This is a genomic window from Phycisphaeraceae bacterium (assembly GCA_019454185.1).
GTDB lineage: Bacteria > Planctomycetota > Phycisphaerae > Phycisphaerales > UBA1924 > JAHBWV01.
Window position 1 is genome coordinate 3,492,721 of the sequence record CP075368.1, and the last position, 22,472, is coordinate 3,515,192.

General features: G+C 64.3%; 16 protein-coding genes. 10 read left to right on the forward strand and 6 right to left on the reverse strand.

What is annotated here, in order from left to right; translation table 11 throughout:
* Positions 1-53 precede the first annotated feature (53 nt).
* From KF838_14605 to KF838_14615, 3 genes are all read left to right on the forward strand, one after another.
* Positions 54-1,709, forward strand: coding sequence for an adenylyltransferase/cytidyltransferase family protein (locus tag KF838_14605; protein QYK48008.1), 1,656 nt, complete (start codon positions 54-56; stop codon positions 1,707-1,709).
* Positions 1,710-1,767: 58 nt separating this feature from the next.
* Positions 1,768-2,895 carry a glycosyltransferase gene (locus KF838_14610; GenBank protein ID QYK48009.1) on the forward strand — a complete coding sequence of 376 codons (1,128 nt, stop codon included), beginning with the start codon at positions 1,768-1,770 and terminating at the stop codon, positions 2,893-2,895.
* Between the two features lie 75 nt (positions 2,896-2,970).
* Positions 2,971-3,123: a hypothetical protein gene (locus tag KF838_14615; GenBank protein ID QYK48010.1), complete on the forward strand. Its 153-nt coding sequence runs from the start codon at positions 2,971-2,973 to the stop codon at positions 3,121-3,123.
* Between the two features lie 108 nt (positions 3,124-3,231).
* Here KF838_14615 and KF838_14620 read toward each other — a convergent pair whose 3' ends face one another.
* Positions 3,232-3,810, reverse strand: a complete 579-nt coding sequence (locus KF838_14620; protein QYK48011.1) for an NUDIX domain-containing protein — start codon at positions 3,808-3,810, stop codon at positions 3,232-3,234.
* A gap of 79 nt (positions 3,811-3,889) precedes the next feature.
* On the reverse strand, positions 3,890-5,233 hold the full coding sequence (locus tag KF838_14625) for an anthranilate synthase component I family protein (protein QYK48012.1): 1,344 nt from the start codon (positions 5,231-5,233) through the stop codon (positions 3,890-3,892).
* Between the two features lie 347 nt (positions 5,234-5,580).
* On the opposite strand from KF838_14625, the gene ppdK reads away from it, so the two are divergent.
* Both ppdK and tnpA read left to right on the forward strand, forming a co-directional pair.
* On the forward strand, positions 5,581-8,211 hold the full coding sequence (gene ppdK, locus KF838_14630) for a pyruvate, phosphate dikinase (protein QYK49844.1): 2,631 nt from the start codon (positions 5,581-5,583) through the stop codon (positions 8,209-8,211).
* A 259-nt stretch (positions 8,212-8,470) separates the two neighbouring features.
* Positions 8,471-8,923 (forward strand): IS200/IS605 family transposase, encoded by a 453-nt coding sequence (gene tnpA, locus KF838_14635; GenBank protein ID QYK48013.1) that lies wholly within the window; start codon positions 8,471-8,473, stop codon positions 8,921-8,923.
* A gap of 654 nt (positions 8,924-9,577) precedes the next feature.
* Here tnpA and thrC read toward each other — a convergent pair.
* Positions 9,578-11,056: a threonine synthase gene (thrC, locus tag KF838_14640; GenBank protein ID QYK48014.1), complete on the reverse strand. Its 1,479-nt coding sequence runs from the start codon at positions 11,054-11,056 to the stop codon at positions 9,578-9,580.
* Positions 11,057-11,139: 83 nt separating this feature from the next.
* Here thrC and KF838_14645 point away from each other — a divergent pair, with 83 nt between their 5' ends.
* Both KF838_14645 and KF838_14650 read left to right on the forward strand, forming a co-directional pair.
* Positions 11,140-11,943, forward strand: coding sequence for a hypothetical protein (locus KF838_14645; GenBank protein ID QYK48015.1), 804 nt, complete (start codon positions 11,140-11,142; stop codon positions 11,941-11,943).
* Positions 11,940-12,725: a hypothetical protein gene (locus KF838_14650; GenBank protein ID QYK48016.1), complete on the forward strand. Its 786-nt coding sequence runs from the start codon at positions 11,940-11,942 to the stop codon at positions 12,723-12,725. Before KF838_14645 ends, KF838_14650 begins: the two co-directional genes overlap by 4 nt.
* Positions 12,726-13,110: 385 nt before the next feature.
* On the opposite strand, the gene KF838_14655 is transcribed toward KF838_14650, so the two are convergent.
* Together KF838_14655 and carB are read right to left on the reverse strand one after the other, a co-directional pair.
* Positions 13,111-14,475, reverse strand: coding sequence for a Fic family protein (locus KF838_14655; GenBank protein QYK48017.1), 1,365 nt, complete (start codon positions 14,473-14,475; stop codon positions 13,111-13,113).
* A 225-nt stretch (positions 14,476-14,700) separates the two neighbouring features.
* Complete coding sequence (carB, locus tag KF838_14660; GenBank protein QYK48018.1) at positions 14,701-18,702, reverse strand: carbamoyl-phosphate synthase large subunit; 4,002 nt, start codon at positions 18,700-18,702, stop codon at positions 14,701-14,703.
* 350 nt (positions 18,703-19,052) lie between these two features.
* Here carB and KF838_14665 point away from each other — a divergent pair, with 350 nt between their 5' ends.
* Genes KF838_14665 through KF838_14675 form a run of 3 tightly spaced genes read left to right on the forward strand, consistent with a single transcriptional unit; the run spans position 19,053 to position 21,500 of the window.
* On the forward strand, positions 19,053-19,655 hold the full coding sequence (locus KF838_14665) for an RNA polymerase sigma factor (GenBank protein ID QYK48019.1): 603 nt from the start codon (positions 19,053-19,055) through the stop codon (positions 19,653-19,655).
* A complete protein-coding gene (locus tag KF838_14670; GenBank protein ID QYK48020.1) occupies positions 19,652-20,551 on the forward strand; it encodes a hypothetical protein in 900 nt (299 codons plus the stop codon). Before KF838_14665 ends, KF838_14670 begins: the two co-directional genes overlap by 4 nt.
* A gap of 34 nt (positions 20,552-20,585) precedes the next feature.
* Positions 20,586-21,500, forward strand: a complete 915-nt coding sequence (locus KF838_14675; protein ID QYK48021.1) for a hypothetical protein — start codon at positions 20,586-20,588, stop codon at positions 21,498-21,500.
* A 24-nt stretch (positions 21,501-21,524) separates the two neighbouring features.
* Here the strand turns inward: KF838_14675 and KF838_14680 are convergent, their stop codons facing one another.
* Positions 21,525-22,361: a hypothetical protein gene (locus KF838_14680; protein ID QYK48022.1), complete on the reverse strand. Its 837-nt coding sequence runs from the start codon at positions 22,359-22,361 to the stop codon at positions 21,525-21,527.
* Between the last annotated feature and the right edge of the window lie 111 nt (positions 22,362-22,472).

Below are 22,472 nucleotides of genomic sequence, written 5' to 3' on the forward strand. Positions count from 1 at the left end.
CCGGGCGGCCAACTCGGTTCACAATCTGGCCGGGCTCGGCCGATAACACTGGCATGTCTTCGACCCCACCGGCCTCTTCCATCCCCAACGACCCCGGCGCGAAGATCCTGAGCAAGGCCGCGCTCCTGGAGCGCCGCGACCTGGCCCGGGGAGCGGGGCGGCGGGTGGTCCACTGCCACGGGTGCTTCGATATTGTGCATCCCGGGCATGTCAGGCATCTTCGCCAGGCCAAGGCGATGGGTGAGATCCTTCTGGTGTCGATCACGGGGGATCAGGGGATCAACAAGGGAACGGGGAGGCCGCTGATTCCGGAGGAGCTCCGGGCGGAGAACCTCGCGGCTCTTGACTTCGTGGACTGGGTTCACATCGAGCACCGACCGACGGCTTACGAGTTGCTCGACGAGGTGCGACCCGATGTCTATGTGAAGGGGCGCGAGTATGAGCACAACAGCGATCCTCGCTTCCGTCGGGAGCGCGAGGCGGTGGAGCGCCACGGCGGGCGTGTGGTGTTCTCTTCCGGCGATGTCGTTTTCTCTTCGACTGCTCTGATCAACGCGATGGAGCAGTCTGTCGATCCGTTCCATCAGCGGCTGACGCAACTGATGGGGACGACCGAGCTGCAGGGCGCGGAGTTGTTCACGTTGCTGGGTCGGATACGGGGCAAGCGTGTCGTGGTGGTGGGGGAAACGATCCTGGACACGTATGTGCTCTGCGATCGTCCCGACGTTGCCGGCGAGAGCCCGGTCATGACGCTGAGGCCGCTGGAGAACAGGCATTATGACGGTGGCGCGGCGATCATCGCGAGGCATGCTGCCTCGCTCGGGGCTCGCCCGATCCTGATCACCGCGCTGGACGATTCGGAGCAGTCGAGGGCGTTCAGGGCGCGGATGGTCGCGGATGGCGTCGAGGTGCGATCGATCCTGAGCCGCACGTCGATGCCGGAGAAGCAGAGGTTCCTGGTCGGCGCACAGAAGGTGATGAAGCTCGACCTTGTGGAGCCGTACGTGCTCGACGAGTCGGAGCACGACCTGCTGCTGCGTCTTGCATCGGACGCGGCGCGGTCGGGCGGCGGGTGCGACGCGGCGATTGTCGCGGACTTCGGTCTTGGTTTGATGACACCGGCGACGCTGGGGCGGATGTGCCGCGGGCTGCGCCCGCACGTCGGCACGCTCTCCGGTGATGTGAGCGGGCGTCGGAGTTCGCTGTCTTCGATGCGTTCGATGGATCTGTTGTGTCCGAGCGAGTCGGAGGCGCGTGAGGCGTTCCGTCTGCACTCGGAGGGGCTGCCGATGGTGACGTGGCGTCTGCTTGAGGAGACTGCGTCGCGGGCCGCGATCGTGACGATGGGTCCGGAAGGCCTGATCGCGTTCGATCGGCTGGCGCGTCCGGGGGATACGGGCGAGGGATGGGCGAACCGATTGAAGGCGGAGCACGTGCCGTCGATGACCCCATACGCCATTGATCCTCTGGGGTGCGGGGACGCGCTGCTGACGATGGCGACGCTTTCGCTGGCGTCGGGGGGCTCGCTGCTTGCTTCGGCGTTCCTCGGGGCGTGTGCCGCGAGCTGCCAGGCGCAGCGGATCGGGAACGTGCCGATCGGCGCGACCGATGTGCGTCAGACCGTGGTGCGTGTGCACAACGCGCACCTGACCTATGCGACGCCCGAGGTGATCCACTCACCGGCGCGGGCGGCGCTGCGCGCATCGTAAGAGCTGTGACGGAGTGACACAGTGACGGAGTAAGAACCGATCAACGAGGGTAATTGCTGTGTCACTGCGTCACTCTGTCACTCCGTCACTCGCCTACGTCCTGCCCACGCGTAACCGGCCCGAGGTTCTGGCCCGCACGCTCGCTGCGCTCGGGGCTCTGCCGCGCCACGATGCGGAAGTGATCATTGTTGATAATGACAGCGACCGTGTGCCGCAGGTGGCGCGCGAGCTGGCGAACGGGATCCCTGTGCGTCTGATCCGGATGGATGAGAACGCGGGAGCCGCGGCGCGGAACGTGGGCGTGCACGCCTCGGACCCGAGCGCAGCATGGATCGTGATGCTGGACGATGATTCGCACCCGATCTCGACCGACTTTGTGGGCGTGCTCGGGGGGATGGCCGGCGATGTGCTGGCGGTGAGCGCGGACATCCATCTGCCCGCGGAGCGACGACGCGAGGATGGAGGGTTGCCCGAGGTGTTCATCGGGTGCGGCGTGGCGGTGCGCCGTGACGCCTTCCTCGCCTCGGGCGGGTACGACCACTCGTTCAACTACTACGCGGAGGAATATGACCTTGCGGCGCGGCTGATGCTGATGGGCGGGCGCGTGGTGTTTGAGCATCGGTTCGTGGTGCATCACCACAAGGTGACGGCGGGGCGCGACAAGGGCGTGATCCTCGGTCGGCTGATCCGCAACAACGGCTGGGTGACGCAGCGGTACGCGCCCGAAGAGCGGAGGCGCGCGGAGCTCAGGAACCTGCGCCAGCGGTATCGCGCCATCGCGATCAAGGAGCGGGCGACCGAGGGATACGGCGCGGGGCTGGTTGAGCTGCGTCGGACGATCCGTGGGCAGACTCGGCGAGCGATGCCGGTGTCGCTGCACGACAGGTTCACGGGCGCAGCGCAGGCGCTGGAGGCGGTGCGCCACGCGATGTGGGAGCGAGCGTTCCGAACCGCGGCGATCATCTGTCGCGGCAAGAACGACTGGGCGGTTGAGCGTGCGCTCTTCGAGAGTGGCGTCAGTATCGCGTGCGATCCCTCGGAGGCGGACGCTCTGGTGATCGGCACGATGTCGCCGGGTCCGATGATCGACGCGGCGGTGCGGGCGTTTCGTGAGTTCCCGGAGAGGCGTGTGCTGACGCCGTGGCTCGGCGCGGGTGTGCGGCGGGTGCCCGGCCTCGCGGCGTAAGTGCTTTCTGGGAAATCTCTTAAATGAGCGCGACGCGGCCTTGCGATCACCGTTAGTGTATGCTAGCATAGCGTGATGTCACGGCTTCTGCTTGCGATCCTCTCGTGGGTCGGCTCGTTCCTGTACGAGCACCGTGTGCTGGTGATCTATGCCGCGGTCGTTCTGTTCTGCGTCTTTGGCACGCAGTGGCTTTTCTTCGCGGGGCTGCGCGCGGCGAAGCCGACGTAGGCAAGAGCGCAACTGCGGCGTCGTATGGCGATGCACCAGTTCCGTCGCGAAGCGCGCCGGGAACTGGTGGCACCCAGCACCCAGCACCCAGCACCCAGCACCCAGCACTCAGCACTCAGCACGCTCGGGCCACACACGCAGCCACGGCTCTGAGAGGGAGCCGGGTTTGAGGATCTCTTGCCTGATCTCGCGGATCGCGCCGCGCTGACCGGGCCACATGAAGGACTTCTCTGCATCCGATGCGCGGACCCAGCGCACGGCGTCGTGCTCATCGTTGAGTTCGGCGTGCCAGTCTGTGACGACCTCGGCCGCGAAGCGTGGCGAGAGCATGATGGCGTTCTTCGACGCGAGGAAGTAGGGGTGCACCTGCTCCAGCGACCAGAGGCCGAGCAGTTCGGGCGAGTGCTGTTCGAGCCCGACCTCTTCTTTCAACTCGCGCCAGGCGCAGTCGGTCGCCGTCTCGCCGGCTTCGATGTGTCCCATGAGTGGCTGCCAGGTTCCGGCGAGAGAGCCGCCGTGCTCGGGGCTGGCGGCGCGACGCAGTTGCATGACCTCGACGACATCCTCACCCCCGATGGACTCTCCGGAGGGATCGATCCGGGCGCGGGATGGGCGGCGGCGGAAGATGAAGACGTCAACGACGTCGGAGATGATGCGCGGGCCTGCGTTCGATGGGTCGGATGTCATAGGTGCGAGCGTAGGGCGAGAGAGCGCGGAGATGCCGCCCGACGGGATGGAGAGTCACCGAGAGCGGATCAGCGGTGTTTCATCCGGGGGCGAGCCCCATGATGGGCCACGCCTTCGCGAGCGTCTCGCTCCACTCGGATTCGGGATCGGAGTCGGCGACGATTCCAGCACCCACGGCGTACTCGATGGCATCTTCGGAGATCGCGGCGGTGCGGATAGCGACGTTGAGGGCCAGGCGTCCATCGTCGCCGAGGTACCCGATGCAGCCGCAGTAGAAGCGTCGGGGGTGGGCCTCGAGTTCGCGGATGATCTGCATGGCGCGGATCTTGGGCGCGCCTGTGACGCTCCCCGGGGGCAGGGCGTTCCAGAGGAGGTCGAGGGGCGAGCGGTCGTGCCGGAGGATGCCGGAGACCGTGCCGGTCGCCTGGAGAAGACCTCGCCCGGTGCTGTCGGTGTGAATCTCGATGGTGCGGGGCTGCTCGACCCGAACCGAACCGAGCACGCAGGACTTCCCGATGTCGTTGCGCATGAGGTCGATGATCATGTTGAGTTCGGCGCGGTCTTTCTCGGAGCGATCGAGTTCGTTCGGGTGGGCATCGCCGGAGTTGCGTGTGCCCTTCATCGGTCGGGCCCGGACGATGCGGGTGTGCGGATCGAAGTCGAGGAAGAGTTCCGGGCTGACGGAGGCGAGCGCGTGCGTGCGGGCTCGGTCGCCCTCGGTCCATTCGAGGTATGCGCCGTGCCAGGGTCGGGCGGCGGACGCGAGCGCGGTGAAGAGGCCGCGCGAAGAGCCCCGGAAGTGAGATCGCAAGGGATGGCTGAGATTGACCTGATACACGTCACCATCTCGGATGTAGGTTTTGGCATGCTCGACCGTGCGGACGAATCGCGCGTGCCCGGTTGCGCTGGTGATGGGGCCGATTTCGAAGCCGGGGCGTGCGTGCCGCGCAGGGGCCGGGAGTTGTGGCGGGTTCTCCCCAAAGGGGGACCAGGAGTTGGAGTGTCCATCATGGATCCAGCCCCGGGAGATGCGGGCCACGATGGCGGCGGGGGTGTTGGCCGATTCGGGACGTGGCTGGACGGCGGGCTCAAGAGAGGCCGCGGCTTCGTAGGAGATCGCGATCAACCAGCCCGGGCCGAATGGGGCGGTTGAGGTGTGTTCCGGTTCTGCCGGGCGGGATCGAGGGCAGGACGAAACGAGGATCGTGGCGAGTGACGCTTTCACATCACCATCAATGACAGACACTTGCGACGGATTTGCGAGAAGCGACCAGCGTGAGCGGTCGTGGGATCCGATGCCGGAATAGAGGGCGACAAGTGGGTCGGATTGGGGCCAGGCGTCGATGGCTTCGAGAGGTGAGAGCGTGGGGAGGGTGTGCGGCGCGTGGGGGTTCGGAGGTGAAGTCGGGTCGGAGGTGGGCACGCGTGGCGAGTTTAGTCCTCGGGCGGGGTGCTTGAGCGGCGGGTTTCGCCGGGGCCTGACGGGTGTTTGAGGCGAGATTCCGGGGGAAAGTCGAAAGCGGGGGAGGGGGTTTCTAAACTCTGCGTCCCACGGGCGGCCGCGTGCCGCGCGGGTTCTGTCGCCACCCTTCGCGTCCGTCAACGGGCGTGAGATCACCCCCCAGGCAGGTGTCTATGGCCAAGCGAGTCACGAAGTCCGGATCGAAGAAGACCCATGCAGCGAATGCTCGGCGGACGAAGCCAGTGAGCAAGAAGGTTGCTCGCAAGGCGGGAAGTGCGCCGAGCGGTCCGACGCCCAAGGGCGGGAAGATGGTGTACTACTTCGGCAAGACACGGACCGAGGGCGGCCCGTCATTGAAGATGCTGCTGGGCGGCAAGGGGGCGAACCTCGCGGATATGACGTCGATCGGTCTGCCGGTTCCTCCCGGGTTCACGATCACGACGGATACCTGCGCGAAGTACTACGACGCGGGGAAGCGCCTGCCGACGGGGCTGATGAACGAGGTTCACAAGAACATCGCGCTGCTTGAGAAGGAGCTCGGCAAGGTCTTCGGATCGGTTGACAATCCGCTGCTCGTGTCGGTGCGTTCGGGCGCGGCGGTCTCGATGCCGGGGATGATGGACACGATCCTGAATCTCGGCCTGACGGACGCTGCGGTCGAGGGCCTTGCGAAGGCGACGAAGAACGAGCGGTTCGCATTCGATGCGTACCGGCGTCTGATCAACATGTTCGGCGACGTCGTGATGGGCGTTGATCACGAGCACTTCGAGCACGCGTTCGACGAGATCAAGCGGAAGCATCGCGCCGAGGCGGACACGGACGTGCCCGCGGCGGGCCTGCGTGAGTTGTGCCAGGCGTACAAGGACGTGTACCGGAAGTATGTCGGGGATGAGTTCCCGCAGAATCCGTTCAAGCAGCTCGAGCTGGCGATCGAGGCCGTGTTCAAGTCGTGGAACGCAGATCGGGCGATCTCGTACCGGCGCCTGGCGGGGATCAGCGGCCTGAACGGCACGGCCGTCAACGTGCAGTCGATGGTCTACGGCAACATGGGCGAGGACTCAGGGACGGGCGTCGCGTTCACGCGCAACCCCTCCACCGGGGACAACACCTTCTACGGCGAGTTCCTGATCAACGCGCAGGGCGAGGATGTGGTCGCGGGAATCCGCACGCCCAAGCCGGTTGACGAGATGCCCGCGTGGAACAAGCGAGTTCACCAGCAGCTCCTGAAGATCAAGCAGACACTCGAGAAGCACTACAAGGAGATGCAGGACATCGAGTTCACCATCGAGCGCGGCACGCTCTTCATGCTGCAGACCAGAACCGGCAAGAGGACCGGAGCGGCGGCGGTGAAGATCGCCTGCGACATGGTCAAGGAGAAACTCATCGATGAGAAGACCGCGCTGCTCCGCATTCCTGCGGGAGACCTGACGCAGCTGCTGCTCCCGTCGTTCGACCCGACCAAGAAGTCGATCGCGAAGGTGCTGGCCAAGGGGCTTCCGGCGTCGCCGGGCGCGGCGGTCGGCAAGCCGGCGTTCACCGCTGAGGAAGCCGTGCGTCGCAAGCAGGCGGGCGAGAGCGTCATTCTGGTGCGGAAGGAGACAAGCCCGGAGGATGTCGAGGGCATGCACTCCGCGGCCGGGATCCTCACGAGCACGGGCGGCATGACGAGCCACGCGGCGGTGGTCGCGCGCGGCTGGGGCAAGTGCTGCGTGGCGGGCGCGGGCGACATCCACATCGACGCCACCAAGGGTGAGTTCACGGTCGGCGGGAAGTCGTACGGGCGCGAGGACGTGATCTCGATCGACGGCTCGACGGGCGAGGTGATCTCGGGCGCGGTGCCCCGGGTGGAGCCGACGCTCTCCGGCGACTTTGCCAAGATCATGAAGTGGGCGGACAAGTACCGGACCATCGGCGTCCGCACCAACGCGGACACGCCGGCGGACGCGAAGCGCGGGCGCGACTTCGGAGCCGAGGGAATCGGCCTGACGCGCACGGAGCACATGTTCTTCGAGGGCGATCGCATCAAGGCGATGCGCGAGATGATCCTCGCCGAGGTCGTCGAGACGCGCGAGCGGGCCCTGGCGAAGCTGCTTCCCTATCAGCGGGACGACTTCATCGGGATCTTCCGCGCGATGGACGGGCTGCCCGTGACGATCCGCCTGATCGATCCTCCCCTGCACGAGTTCCTGCCCCACGAGCCCGAGGCCCAGAAGGAGATGGCCCAGTCGATCGGCGTGCCGCTTGAGAAGGTGAAGCAGCGCGTGGCCCAGTTGCACGAGATGAACCCGATGCTAGGGCATCGCGGGTGCCGCCTGTGCGTGACCTATCCCGAGATCCTGGTGATGCAGGTGCGGGCGATCGTGGAGGCGGCGATCGAGTGCGTGCGGGAGAACGTGAAGGCACTTCCGGAGATCATGATCCCGCTCGTCGGCACGAAGCGCGAGTTGTCTCTGCTGCGTGAGCAGGTCGAGAAGACGATCGCGAAGGTGAAGGCGGACGAGGACTTCACGGCCCGCCTGGACATCAAGATCGGAACGATGATCGAGATTCCCCGTGCGGCACTGACAGCGGACGAGATCGCGCAGCACGCGGACTTCTTCTCGTTCGGCACCAACGACCTGACGCAGTTGACCTATGGGTTCAGCCGCGACGACATCAACTCGTTCCTGCCCGACTACCTGAATCGCGACATCCTCGAGAAGGATCCGTTCCAGTCGCTGGATCAGACGGGCGTGGGGCAGTTGGTGCAGATGGGCATCGAGAAGGGCCGCAAGGCATCCAAGGGCCTGAAGATCGGCATCTGCGGCGAGCACGGCGGCGATCCGTCCTCCGTCCACTTCTGCCACAAGGTCGGCATGGACTATGTGTCGTGTTCGCCGTTCCGTGTGCCGATCGCGCGTCTCGCGGCGGCGCAGGCGGCGATCATGGGCGGGAAGTAAACCCCTCCGATCGCCTTCATGTCATCCGTTGACCCCAAAGAGCCCGGCCCTGTGCCGGGCTCTTTCAATTCATGCCACCGATTTCCGTGCGAATGAACCGCGTCGCTACAGCGAGTGCGAACCACGGCGCACTGCTCTGAGCGGCCCGCAGGGACGCGAGTAGACAGCCGTGGGTAAGGGAGGTCGCCTCTGGCGACCGACCGCCACCCACGGTACATGCGGTATATTGGTGTCGACCCCGCAGGGGTCGGAGGATGCCATGTCGCAAACGCTGTCTCGCGTGCTGATTCATTACGTCTTCTCGACGCGGAATCGTGAATCGCTCATCACTCCCGATATTGAATCTGACCTGTACGCGTACATGGGCGGCATCTGCCGGGCGCACGACTCTCCATTGCTCTCGATGGGAGGAATGCCGGACCACGTCCACATGCTTGTCGTGCTGGGTCGGAAGATCTCGATGAGCGATCTGATGATGGAGGTAAAGAAGGACTCTTCAAAGTGGATCAAGACACGGGGACGCGAGTTCAGCGGGTTCCATTGGCAGGACGGCTACGGGGCTTTTTCGATAGGTGAGTCGCAGCGGAATGATATTCTGCGGTACATCGCGACGCAGAAGGAACACCACAAGACTCGTACATTCAAGGAAGAGCTTGTCGCGCTTCTTGAGCGCTACGGCGTGGAGTACGACCCGGAGCATATCTGGACGTGAAGCGAGGGTTGTGTATCTTGCAGAGTGGACGCCAGCTGATGGCGACTTCCGCGTGCCGTCGGTCCAATCAGGAGACTCCGACCCCTGTGGGGTCGAGTGAAGAAGACAGTCGCATTCGCGCGCGTCGCCTTCCGTGGGTCGCGGTCGCTTCGCTCCCTTGACCCACGGCTGTCAACTATGCCCCCTGCGGGGGCATCATGATTCCAACACGTTACAAATTACAATCCAAAGTCGGAACTCATCGGCCATGCTTGCTTGACGAACGGCTTCCCGCTTTCTTTGTTTGACCCTCAGCATCGTTAATGCGAGCGTGGAGTGGGGCTCTTGCACGGACGGCAGAGACGCGCTCGGTCTCGTCGTTCTTAGAAGTTCTCGGAGGGCGTACGCGTGGTTCTGGGTTTACGCGATTGGGCACGCCGAGACGCGAATCGATTCGATATGACAGACGAGCACACGCATCGGGCAGTTGGAACAGCCGATATCGGCTAGCACCCTCCATTCCGGATGGGGAGCTCAGCACCTGTGTGATCTCATCCTTTACCCATCGTGCGACAGCGTCCAAACTCTTGAGGGTGGGACGAGCCGATGCACGCTTTGACTTCGGCTGCGGATTGGGTTTGCGCTTTGGCATGAGGTTTGCCATTTCACAGAGGCTCACGCCCCCATTGCCTTGAGGATGGCGTCGAGATCGTCGGCGACTTTGATGGGCGGGTTGGCGTTTCGTCCGATCGGGATGTGGACTTCGCGCGGCTCGGTCTTCGAGGATCCCGCGCCGTCCGCGGACTTCTTCGCACTGATCCCCGTGTGATACTCAACCGTCACGTCGGGGTCCTTCAAGACGTGCCCCGTCAGGATGCAGACGACCGTTTCGTGGGGCTTGATGACGCCCTCCTTTACGAGCATGCGAGCGCCGGCAACGCTCGCGGCGCTCGCGGGCTCGCAGCCGAAGCCGTAGCGTCCGACGAGGGCCTTGTGCTCGACGATGCAGCGGTCGTCCGCGACGCGAACCACGCCGTTCATCGCTTCCAGCGCGCGGAGGGCTTTGGGGAGGTTCACGGGGCGGTTGATCTCGATCGCCGTCGCCACCGTGCTGGCGCGTTCGCCCGCGCTGTCCATGCGGTCGTACTCGGCCTTGACCTTGGCGCGGTCGTAGCGGCCGCCATTCCAGCGGACGCCGAGCCCGTTGTAGATGCGATCGAGGGTGCTGGCGCCCTTGGCGTTGATGATTGCGAGGCGGGGCATCCTGTTGATGAGTCCGAGCCGTTGGAGCTCGATGAAGGCCTTGCCGAAGGAGGAGCAGTTGCCGAGGTTGCCGCCGGGGACGACGATCCAGTCGGGGACCTGCCAGTCCAGCCCCTCCAGCACCCGGTACATGATGGCCTTCTGTCCTTCGAGCCGGAAGGGGTTGACGGAGTTCATGAGATAGACGCCCGTCTCCGGCATCTTCTCCGCGATGTGGCGGATGCGAGCGAGGCAGGCGTCAAAGTCGCCCGCGACCTGCAGCGTCGTCGCGCCGTACTCCAGCGCCTGCGACAACTTGCCGTAGGCGATCTTTCCATCGCCGATGAAGACGAAGCACTTCATGCCGCTGAGTGCGCCGTAGACCGCGAGCGATGCCGACGTGTTGCCCGTCGAGGCGCAGGCGACGCGCTTGGCGTTGACCATGCGCGCGTGGGTGAAGGCGGCGGTCATGCCGTTGTCCTTGAATGAGCCGGAGGGGTTGAAGCCCTCATACTGGAGGTAGAGGTTGGAGCCGTCGGGCCCGAGGTCCATGCCGATCTCGCGTGCGATCTGGTCGGCGCGCTGGAGGTTGGTGCGTCCCTCGCCGATGGTGACGATCTGTGATTCATCGCGCCAGAAGGGGAGCAGGTCTCTGAAGCGCCAGACCCCGGAGAAGTCGAGTGCGGAGGCCGTGGCGAGGCCCTTGCCGGAGAGGCCGGTGCCGGCGGCACCGCGCGGGCCGCGCGTGCTCGAGCGCAGCTCGAACCAAGACCAATCGCGATGCGGGAACTTCGACCAGTCGTAATCGACATCGAGAAGCTCGGCGCAGCGCTCGCAGGCGACAAGGATGCGATCGACGGGGTACTCGGCTCCGCAGTCGGGGTTGATGCAACGCTGGTAGGCGGTGGTCATGGATGGATGGTAGAAGGGGGGCCCACGGCCGTAGAAGCGAGATTCAACGGCAGCGTGGACGGGGTGGTGGTACGCTGATCTCTATGGACCAGCGACGCCACAAAGACGGGCGAGAGATGAACGTCAGTTGGCGGGTGATGCTGCTGATGTGGCTGGCACAGACGTTTCTGGCGTGGGTGTTGCCGCTGGTGGTGATGCAGCAGTGGGGCGACGCCTGGGACTATCTCTTCAGCCGCGAGTCGGTGTCGTTCGCGCTGATCGTGGGGGCGTCGCTGGCGGCGTTGCAGTCGATCTTCCTCTGGCCTGTGCGGAAGCCGGGATTGAAGCGGACGGGCCGGTCGGCGTGGACCACGCTTGGGTTGGCGTCGTTCGCGGGGGTTGCGCTGGTGATCGCGCTGATCGCTACGGGGATCGAGATCGCGCTCACGCTCTTCAATATGCCCGAGATACTGGAGTGGAAGACGGTGTTCTGGGGGCTGGTCGCGCTGCAGGCCGTCGGCTGGGCGACGGCGACGCCCCTGCTCGTGGCGTTCTCGAGGCGTGAGAGGCAGGAGGGGACGCTGGCGCGCTGGTCGGCGCGCCTGTTGACGGGCACGATCGTTGAGGTCGTTGCGATCGTGCCGCTCGATGTGATGATCCGGCGGAAGCACGATTGTTACTGTGCCGCGGGGACGTTCTGGGCGCTTGCGATCTGCGGCGGAGTGGGGTTGTTCGCGCTCGGGCCGGCGATCTATCTGCCGATCCTGATGAAGCGGCGCAAGCGGTGGTACGGCGGGCACTGCGAGGTGTGTGGTTATGACATGAGCGGCACGCCGAACGCGGAGCGATGCCCGGAGTGCGGGACGGGGTGGAGAACCGGTAACGCATTGAGCGATGGTGGAGCATGAGTGGCCACAGTCCATACCAAGTCGCCAACGCAGGACGCGAGATAGCCGGATTCTGGCTCATCCAGACGATCGGCTTGCTGCTCTTTGTGATCGTGGCAGGCGAAGTGTTCTTCGGGGGTGGGGGCTCGCTCTTCTGCGTCGTACCGGCCACGATCCTCTCCATGATCACCATGGCGATGCAAGCGCTCTTTGTGTGCGATGCGAACAAGCTCGGCGGCACGCGCACGATCGGTGTATTCCGTAGGTGGACTTCGTCTCTCGCGTTCGGCGTGTGCGTGATGATCGCAGGCGCGGTCCCGATGTGGCTCTTCCTCATCCCGCTGCTTTCACGCCTAGTGGGGAACGTGGCGCTTGCCGTGTTCGGTCTAGGATGTGGCGGCATGATCGTGATGCTGGTGCTCGGAACGGTGTGGATCGAGATGCAGGCACGCGCAGCTCCACGTGAGAGCAGATATCTTGACGCCGCACGCCGGCTAGGGATATGGAGCATTGCCTGTTTCGGCGTGTGCGTCTTGTTCGCATTCTTCGCGGCGGCGGCGGCCCCCGACCCAGGCACCTTTCAGTTCGTGATGCTTCTCACCTCGCCGCCGATCGTGTCAGTTGGTCTTGTCGCTCTCGGCTGCTATCTCTATCTGAAAGAACTCGCCATCGCTCGCGAGCCGTGGTACCAGTCACACTGTGCCGAATGCGGCTATGACCTCTCGGGAAACCTGACCGTCACGCAGTGCTCGGAGTGTGGCAGCGCGTGGAAGGGCGGGCCGGCATCGGACGGCCGGGCATAAGAAAAAACTTTACTGAGGCGCGCCGGGAACGCGGCGTTGTGTCTATCCCGAGCGGTCAGGGAAGCACGACGAGCGATGGCCCGGGACCGACGACCGGGAGCGTGAGGAAGGACATCGGCTGAGCCGCGAATCGGGCTGCTGTGCAGCCCGGGCTGTCGCTCGATCGTGGTCGGCAGAGTTGGAGACGCGACCCGTGACGGGGTCGTGTCAACGGATCGAACTGAGGACGCATCTGGCGGTGCAACAGTCCAAGACTGCCAGATGAGCGCTGAGGGTGCGGGCGCTTTCTCGGGCGTCCGCACTCACTTTTCTCCCCGCTGATAGAATCCTCTCGCACAGACCAGCGCGAAGCGATCGTTGTTCATCGACCTGTTGATAAGAAACCTCAGCCGTTGGAGCGGCGTTTTCTGGCGAGCCGCTGGCTCAGATCGGGCACGACGAGATAGATGACCTCGCGAACGCGCTTGCTGGTGACCATCAGTCGGCGACGGACAAGATCTTCGAGATCAGATCGGGCCGTGTTGACCGAGATCCCGTTCGAGTTCATGTGGGACTTGACCGTGTACTGCGTGTGAGGATGACGGAGTGAGTGCTCGAGCAGCAGGCGCTGACGCAGGTTGAGATCCCGGGCGAGAATCAGGAACTGTCGGCTGCTTTCGATGCGATGCTCCTCGGTCTTGAGGTGCACGGCGAGGCGATCGAGGGCCTGCTCGATCACGTCGAGGTGGTAGAGGACGAAGTAGGTGAGATCGCCATCGTCGGTCTCGGTGTCTATGTATGCCTGTGGGTAGCGTGCGTAGCCCTTGCGGATGATCTCGGAGATGGTGAGGTACTCAAAGATGCCGTACCCGTGCTTGAGAGCGAACCAATAAAAGAGCGCTCGCGCTGTGCGACCGTTGCCATCGACGAAGGGGTGCTCATATCCGAGCATGAAGTGCAGGATGCACGCCTTGACGACCGGATGAAGGAAATCCTTGCCCTCATGCCGATGGTTCGCAAACATGCACAGCCGTTTGAGCCGCGCGTCGATCTGTTCGGCGGGTGGCGGCACGAAGATGGTTGATCCGTCGCGTTCGTCAACCACCCGCACGTTCTCGTCCGCCCGACGGAACCGGCCGGCATCGGATGGATCATCCAGCGTGCCTTCCGTAAGGGTCCGTTGCATGTCCTTGAGCAACGAGACGGAAAGCTCCTTCTCGAGACATCCTTTGAGTTGCTGCATGGCCAGGTAGTTGTTGATGATCATCCGCTCGCCCTTGTCCTTGGGCGACCGTCCCGATCGAAGCAGGTCGACAGCATCCTTGTGTGTTTTGGCCGCGCCTTCTATGATCGAACTCTCCGCGGCCTCATCGATCAGCGTGCGTATGCGGAAGCGAGTTCTGAGCGTCTCATCGCCGAGCACGCCCCCGTCCGGAGAGAGCGCGGCGGGTCCGCCCCCGCCGGTTGCGCGATCGATCCGGTGCAATGGCTCGAGCAGGTGGGAGCCCTCGGACAGGCCAAACGCCTGACCACCCTCATGACGAAGAAGTCCGTCAAACGGGCGCCACTTCATGAGGCGTATGAACTTCAGAGCACTCCATGTGGCTTCCGGATTGAGTCCGTTCTCTCGGGCAACGTAGCGGAGTTTGCGCCAAGCGTCATATCGCTCCGCGATCTCCCTGACCTGGGGGTTGTTGATGAGGATCAATTCTGGCAGAGCATGTTCGGCGAACAAATCCATAAAAGTGGCAGGCGGCTGTTCGTCTCGCATGTGGCACCATGTGTCAAGAACGATAACATCGACAGATGGATAGCGTATCGTGACGTGCAACACATGTCAATAATCAGAATATTGATAGTTGTTGACACTTGCGCTCTTTCGCCCGGCGTGGTGTCCTGTCCGCCTTCGCGTTGAGTTCATGATCTGGAGAAGGGTTCACGAACCCCGATGGTGAAGTTGCGGGCAAGAAGCGCGTCACGCGCGACCTCAGGAGCCCTACCTCGCAGCACTCGCCATGGTTCCGGGCTTGCTCACCACAACCGGCTCAATCGACGCCCCCGCCGACGCCGCCAGCGCCTTGTACTCCTGCATCGCCACGGTGTCCCAGTCGCCGGCCCGCAGCGCCTCGATCGCCCTGACGGCGGCGTTGGCGCCCGTGTTGGTGGTGATCATGGGGATACCGAGGCGGACGGCGGTGGAGCGGATACGCCCCTCGTCGGTCTGCCAGCCGGTGCGTGTGGGCGTGTTGAGGACGAGTTGGATCTTGCCGTCGGACATGAGGTCCAGGACGTTGGGGCGGATTGCCGCGCCGATCTTCTCGAGCACGACGGGGCGCAGCCCGTGACGCCGCAGGAAGTCGCCCGTGCCCTTGGTGGCGTACACGGTGTAGCCCATGGCCATGAGCGTGCGCGCGGGGCCGACGATCTCCTTGCGGTCCTGCTCGCGGACGGAGATGAAGACGCCGCCGGACTTGGGCAGGGTGGTCCCCGCGCCGAGCAGCGCCTTCAGGAACGCCAGCGGCAGCGACACATCCATCCCCATGACTTCGCCCGTTGAACGCATCTCCGGACCCAGCACAACATCCACGCCGGGGAATCGGTTGAACGGGAAGACCGGCATCTTCACGGCGTACGCGCCCGTGTCCGGAACCTCCTTCACGCCCATCTCCGCCAGCGACCTGCCCATCATCGCCATCGCGGCGATGCGCGGCCAGGGGACGTGCTTGGCCTTGGCGACGAACGGCACCGTGCGGCTGGCGCGGGGGTTCACCTCGATGATGTAAATATGCTCGTCCTTCACCGCGAGCTGCACGTTCATCAATCCGCAGACCTTCAGTTCACGCGCCAGATCCCGCGAGATCTGGCGGATCCGCTCCACGATGTGCCGCGGCAGCGACCACGGTGGCAGCGTGCACGCCGAATCGCCCGAGTGAATCCCCGCCTGCTCGATGTGCTCCATCACGCCGCAGACGAGAGCGGTGCCGCCTGACCCGCCAGACCCGAAATCGGCGACAACGTCAACATCGACCTCGGTCGCCGCATCCAGGAAACGGTCGATCAAGACCGGTGCATCCTCAAGATCGCTCGAACGCAGCGCGTTCGTGATGAAGTGCCGCAGCGCCTTCTCGTCCGGGCAGATCTCCATGCCCCGCCCGCCCAGCACGTACGACGGACGCACCAAAACCGGATACCCGAGCGAGCTCGCGACCGTGACCGCCTCATCCAGGGACCTTGCGATCCCCGCTGCAGGCCTCTCCAGCTTCAACTTCTCCAGCAACGCATCGAACCGCTTGCGATCCTCCGCCAGATCGATGGAGTCCAGCGTCGTGCCGATCAGCGGCGCGCCCGCGAGCGCAAGCCCCTTGGCGAGGTTCAGGGGCGTCTGGCCTCCGAACTGGACGATCAGGCCATGAACCAGTGACGGAGTGACGGAACTTGGAAGTGATGCAAGCCACTGCTGTGCACGAGCACGGTCCTCAGTTTCCGTTTCCTCGTCATACCACTCCGTCCAGTGCGATAGCCAATCCGTTTTCAACAGTTGGCCATCAGGCGAGAAGTATGCGTGGCCAACGGTGCCATCAGAAGTGAGAACTCCGACCGAGATCACGTTCGCTTCCAGGTCTGGCAGCCACGTGCGGCCCGCGCTGATGATTGCGAGATGCGAGACGTTCTGTGCCGAGCGAACCCGATCAAGTTGGTCGCTTAGATCGGATGGAAGCGACAGATCGGTGAGGCCCGGGATCTCGCTCGCTCCGCCCTTGCCAAATGGCTGATGTGGCATCGCGCCGACGGCCGCCATTTCAGCATCTGTGAGCAGGTCGACCACGCGCGTCGCAGAAGCCGCGGTGCTTCCATCCAACCTCTCCACAATGTTCAGCACATCCTCAAGCGTCAGCGGCTCAAAGAACAAGAGATCCGACGTGTCGTAGTCCGTCGACACCGTTTCCGGGTTCGAGTTGATCATCACCGACTCAAAGCCCAGGTCGCGGGCCGCGTACGCCGCGTGAACGCAGCAGTAGTCAAACTCGATCCCCTGCCCGATGCGGTTGGGCCCGCCGCCGAGGATGACGACCTTCTTCTTGTCGGTGACGCGGATCTCATCGTCGCGCTGGACGACCCCCTTGCCGTCCGCGCCGATCACCTCGTACTCGTTCTCGTACGTGCTGTAGTAGTACGGCGTGATCGCCTCGAACTCGGCAGCGCACGTGTCCACCAGCCGGTACGTCGGCTCGATCCCCAGCGACTTCCGATGCGCCCGCACCTTCAGGATGTTCTCGCTCGAGATGTTCCCGAAATACAGGTTCGCGAGCTGCGCGTCTGAGTAACCCCACTGCTTGGCCAGGAGCAGCACCTCGCGGGGTAGCTCCTCCAGCGTGCGATACCCGCACAGCACATCCTCGAACTCGACCATCTGCTTGAACTGATCGAGGAAGAAGGGGTCGATCTTCGTGAGCTCGTGCACCTGCGGGATCGTCCACCCCATCTTGAACGCGTACCGCACGTAGTACAGCCGACCTTGGCTCGGCACCGCCAGCTTGCGATGCAGCTTGTCCAGCGGGATCGGCCACTCGATCGGCGCGCCGTCGGCGGTGCGGAGGCCCGTGCTCCCGCCCATGCGAGGCGTGAGGTCGAGGACGAGCTGGTCATGCTCGACCGCCCGCATCGCCGTCAGCCACTTGTCGTTCTTGTCCAGCCCCAGCCCGAATCGCTTCACGTCCATCGAGCGCACGACCTTCTGGAACGACTCCTTGAAGGTGCGACCGATGGCCATCGCCTCGCCGACGGACTTCATCTGCGTCGTCAGCGTCTCGTCCGCCTCCGGGAACTTCTCGAACGTCCAGCGCGGCATCTTCGTTACGACATAATCGATCGCCGGTTCGAAGCACGCGCTCGTGGTACCCGTGATGTCGTTGCGCAGCTCATCGAGCGTGTACCCGACGGCGAGCTTCGCGGCGATCTTCGCGATCGGGAAGCCCGTCGCCTTCGATGCAAGCGCGGAACTCCGCGAGACGCGCGGGTTCATCTCGACCACCATCATCTGGAACTTGGGCTTCCCGTTCTCGTTCAGCGGCGGGTTCGGATTCACCGCAAACTGCACGTTGCTGCCGCCCGTCTCGACGCCCACCGCCCGCATGATCGCGATCGCGGCGTCCCGCATCGCCTGGTATTCCTTGTCGGTCAGCGTCAGGATCGGGGCGACGGTGACGGAGTCGCCGGTATGGACGCCCATGGCATCGATGTTCTCGATGCCGCAGACGATGATGCAGTTGTCTTTCTTGTCACGGACGACCTCGAGCTCGTACTCCTTCCACCCGATGATCGACTGGTCGATCTGGACCTGGGTGATCATCGACGCCGCGAGTCCGCGTGCGACGATGTCGCGGAACTCATCGCGGTTGTAGGCGATGCCGCCGCCGGAGCCGCCGAGCGTGAACGCGGGCCGGATGATCGCCGGCAGCCCGATCTCATCCAGGAACGCCAGCGCATCCTCCATCGTCGTGACGGTCTTGGCCTTGGGCAGCGACAGCCCGATCCCCTCGCAGATGTCCTTGAACTGCTGGCGGTCCTCCGCGCGATGGATGATCTTCCGATCCGCGCCGATCATCTCGACCCCGAACTCGGCGAGCGTCCCGTCGTCGAAGAGCTTGCACGCGCAGTTGAGCGCCGTCTGCCCGCCCAGCGTCGGAAGGATCACGTCGATCTTGCCGACCGGCGAGTCCTGAGAGGCCGCGCTCTTCCCTTCGGACTGCTCGAACTCGCGCTGGATGACCTTGCGGACCGCCTCGGGTGTGATCGGTTCGATGTACGTCCGGTCCGACAGCGACGGATCGGTCATGATCGTCGCCGGGTTGGAGTTCACGAGCACGATCCGATACCCCTCGGCCCGCAGCGTCTTGCACGCCTGCGCCCCGGAGTAGTCGAACTCGCACCCCTGGCCGATGACGATCGGGCCGGAGCCGATGACGAGAATCGTCCTGATATCCGTGCGCTTTGGCATCGTGTGTTGCGGCCCGAACGCCCGGCGTCGGCGTCCAAAGTGGCGAAAGGGACCCGCTCCGCGGGACGCCCGTTCCCGCTCGGCGCAAACTGGGACAGAATAGACGCTCACCCGCTGATCGACCACTTTCGGCAGCGGTTCCTGAGGGCGATTCACGCGATTTCCGGGCTCGGGCGGCACGATCCTCGCGTGGCGCGACGGGGTTGGTTCCTCTGGCGGGCCGCGATGAACTTTGCGATGATGCGCCAGCGATCTCACACAAACGAGAGGAGACCGTCCTTTCTTGTGTGGTCCAAGTACTTGCCATCCCGACTTCGATCGATCAACGCACACCCTTGGGGCTCAGACAGGTGAGCGAGTCCGACCAAGGCGCGCAGGGCACGAACCCGGATCTGGGAGAGAGAGTGGTCGCGCCTCTCGCGATCGACCCGGACGACACCCATACCGAGGGAGAACGGCACGCAGTGGGGGCGCGGCGGGTCGATGCAGCGGCATTCGGGGACATCTTGCGGTCTCGCGCGGTCGCGCTCGGCGCGGACAGCCACGAGGCAGAGGATCTGGCACAAGAGACGATCGCCAGAATACTCGCAAGAGCTCCGGAGAAACAGGGGCACATCGGCTACGCGACCCAGACCCTGACGCGGCTCTGGCTTGATCGGCAGCGAACGCTCCGGGCGCGGGCGAGACGGCTCCGGCGCTTCGCGGCCAGCGCGGTGAGCAGCCCCGCTTCGATCTACATCTCGGACGATGCACGCAGCGCCATTGTGTTCAATGCGATCCGATTACTTCCTCCCAAGCAGCGCGCTGCGCTTGTGCTCCGTCTGGTTGAGGGGCTCGGGTATGCCTCGATTGCGGAGGCGATCGGATGCACAGAGGAAGCGGCACGGGCATCGCTGCACGAGGCACGGGCGCGCCTGCGTAAGGAACTGACGCAACGGGGGATCGAACCATGAACCACCACGAGCGAGGCGGCAACGAGGGTGATCAGGGAAGCGTCTGGAACGACGAGATGCTGGAGCGGCTGATCGACGGCGAACTGACCGAAGAGATGGCCGCGGCGCTGCGAGAGGAACTCCGCCGAAGCCCTGCGGCACGCCAGGAGATAGCGGAGATCCGTCGGACCGACGCGCTCGCGGCGCACGTGCTCGACGGGATTCTTGAGGGCCGTATGGATCACGTTGCCGAGGTCTTCGCGATCTACCAGCGTCGAGCGGCACGGCGCATTCTCGCGGGCGCGGCGTGCGTGGCTCTGCTTGTCGGCGGGTCGTTTCTGCTCGGGCGGTCTCTTGCGGGCGGCTCACCCGGATCGCCGGTGATCGAGGGACGAGTCGCCGACGTGGGAACTCTGATACAGACCGAGCCGATACCGGCGGATGAAGGGCCTCGCGTGGTGTCGGAAGCCCGCCCGAGGGTGCGCACGCTCTTCGAGGCGCCCGTTGCCGCGGCCTCGATGGTTGAGATCGAACGTGCATCAGCCGCGACCACGATGAAGGCGGAGGCAACGCGGGTTCGGCACGAGTCCGTCGCGAGTGACGTGGCGAGCGAGAGCGTGAGAGACGCTGAGCGTGCACGCAGGTACATCGCGCTGGGCCGGACGCTGCGATCGGCTGAGCTGGCGAGGCAGACGCTGGACGCGATGTCCGCTTCCGAGCAGCTGGAGGCCTGCCGCGTGTGGGCGCGCGAGCCCTCGCTGCGTCCCGTGGCGTTCGAGCGTCTGGCGCGGCTTCAGAACGATCCGGCACTCGCGGGCGAGTGCGCCCGCATCGCTTCGGAGATGAGCGAAGACAAGGCCCTGCTGGCATGGGCGCGAAGCCACGGCCTTCGCACCTCATACCCGACTGAACAGTGACTCACATGTTGGTTGAGCAAAAAGGAGTAAGAACATGGATCGAAGACTGACGCTGGCTCGTATCGCGCTCGCACTCGTCGGAGCCGCGGCCCTGGCTCCGACGGCTCTGGCTCAGGAGGATCCGATCCGCGTGCTGAGGATCTATGACGCCCGAGACATCATACGCGGAGAGAACACTGGCCAGATGCTCCACCTCGCGGCTCGTGTGAGCGGTGGCGGTGGTATGGGAGAAGGCAGCGGTGTGTCGCCGTTCATCGAGATCGTTCCACACATCGAGCGTGCTCAGGACAAGGATCTCCTCCTCGAGATCGGGACGGCGACAGGCCTGTATGTCTCACGCATACGCGATGGGATCTACGTCGCGAGCGGCTCTCCAGAGGCGCACCAGCAACTTGAGAACGCGTTGGGCGCGTACCGTGGCGTCGGCGGCGCGCGCTACATTGTGAACGTTGAGGCGGTGCAGATGGTCTCGGACTCACTGCCGACCCCGGGCGTGCCGGCACCGGTCACGACGGACGTTCGTCTGATGCGTTCATCCCAGACTGTCACCGCGCAGACGGAGTCGGTCGTCCAGTCGACGACATCAGAGCAATATGTCAGTGGTTGGATCCCAGTCGTCGGAACACAAGCCGTGGGGTATCAGGCCCAGTTCGCGACCGCCGAAGACGGATTCGTCGGCACGCTTCTCGTCGGTTCGGTCGACGCGTCAGAAGGGCATGTCTCGATCCAACTCGCTGGTTGGCTTCTTGATTCCGAGGTGCAGAACAATGCGATGACGATCGCCGGCGACACGTTCTCATTCGGCGTCGTGAGGCGACAGGAACGAGGCATCCAGACCTCCGTTAACGCGCCGATCGGAGAGAGAGTTGTGCTCGCAGCCGTCAACGGATTCGAGCCGAACACCATCATCGTCGTGACCGGGATCGCGGTGCCGGTGGATCGGAAGTAATCCCAAAACCGAATTCGGCCCGCCTCAGAACCCCGCCAGGATCTCGGCGAGTTTCAGGCGTTGACGCTCCGGAAGGTGCGCTGCCGCGGCGAGGAACGCAAGCCCGTAGTCCTTCTCCGTCATGCCTCCGGGGTTGACGCCGAGGAACGGTGCCGCGGCTTTGCGGACACGCTCCGCGTCTTCCTGGCTCAGTTGCAGTTGTGCGAGCACGTACTCGAACGCGATGTGACCCGAGTTCTCAAGGCGATTGATCGAGCGTTCGATGTCGCGTGTAAAGAGAGCGCCCGCATAAGTGGCCGCGACCTGAAGCGTGCCGATGCGTCCGCCCTCGCGTTCGGCCTTGGCCCGGAGATCGGCGTCGAACGCGCGGGTGTATGCGTCGAGCATCGCGTCGAAGCTCTCCTGCTCACTCGGCGAGAGCACATCGCGGATCTGCTTGCGTAAGGTGGGTTCGTGACGAAGGGGCTCGAAGTGGGCGATCAGATCGAAACTCAGCCGCCCGACGGTGAGCTTGTCCTCGGCCTTCTGTGCGGCGTCGATCTCCAGCAGCAGCATCAGGTTCCGCGACAGCACGCGATCGAAGAAGGCCTGACGGGCCGCGATCACGGCGTCGACGCGTTGTCGCGTGTCGGACGAGAGGTTCATGTGCGAGATCGCGGCTTCTTCCGGCGAGGCGTCGAGTTCGCGCAGCGATCCGTCGTAGCGAAGATCCACGAGCGTGGGAGCCGCGGGACGCGTGGGAACCGGCCCGGCGAGCGTTGGACTGTCATCCGTCGGTGGGTTCTGGGCAAGGGCTGGAGATGCTGGACTGGGCGCGAGAAGCAGCGCCATCACAAGCGAGGTCATGGCCGTGCGTTGCATCGGTGTCGCTCCTGGCTGTTCGACATCTCGGGAGAACTCGCGTTGGCTGTCGGGCTGTCCGGTTCTGATTCGTGATTGTCTCGTCGGACTTTCTCGGATGGGTCTTCGTGC

What these genes read in the sequence shown, in the direction of transcription:
- KF838_14605 (QYK48008.1), top strand. Translation starts at nt 54, where the DNA reads ATGTCTTCGACCCCACCGGCCTCTTCCATCCCCAACGACCCCGGCGCG.
- KF838_14615 (QYK48010.1), top strand. Translation starts at nt 2,971, where the DNA reads ATGTCACGGCTTCTGCTTGCGATCCTCTCGTGGGTCGGCTCGTTCCTG.
- KF838_14620 (QYK48011.1), bottom strand. Translation starts at nt 3,810, where the DNA reads ATGACATCCGACCCATCGAACGCAGGCCCGCGCATCATCTCCGACGTC.
- ppdK (QYK49844.1), top strand. Translation starts at nt 5,581, where the DNA reads ATGGTGTACTACTTCGGCAAGACACGGACCGAGGGCGGCCCGTCATTG.
- tnpA (QYK48013.1), top strand. Translation starts at nt 8,471, where the DNA reads ATGTCGCAAACGCTGTCTCGCGTGCTGATTCATTACGTCTTCTCGACG.
- thrC (QYK48014.1), bottom strand. Translation starts at nt 11,056, where the DNA reads ATGACCACCGCCTACCAGCGTTGCATCAACCCCGACTGCGGAGCCGAG.
- KF838_14645 (QYK48015.1), top strand. Translation starts at nt 11,140, where the DNA reads ATGGACCAGCGACGCCACAAAGACGGGCGAGAGATGAACGTCAGTTGG.
- KF838_14650 (QYK48016.1), top strand. Translation starts at nt 11,940, where the DNA reads ATGAGTGGCCACAGTCCATACCAAGTCGCCAACGCAGGACGCGAGATA.
- KF838_14655 (QYK48017.1), bottom strand. Translation starts at nt 14,475, where the DNA reads ATGCGAGACGAACAGCCGCCTGCCACTTTTATGGATTTGTTCGCCGAA.
- carB (QYK48018.1), bottom strand. Translation starts at nt 18,702, where the DNA reads ATGCCAAAGCGCACGGATATCAGGACGATTCTCGTCATCGGCTCCGGC.
- KF838_14670 (QYK48020.1), top strand. Translation starts at nt 19,652, where the DNA reads ATGAACCACCACGAGCGAGGCGGCAACGAGGGTGATCAGGGAAGCGTC.
- KF838_14675 (QYK48021.1), top strand. Translation starts at nt 20,586, where the DNA reads ATGGATCGAAGACTGACGCTGGCTCGTATCGCGCTCGCACTCGTCGGA.
- KF838_14680 (QYK48022.1), bottom strand. Translation starts at nt 22,361, where the DNA reads ATGCAACGCACGGCCATGACCTCGCTTGTGATGGCGCTGCTTCTCGCG.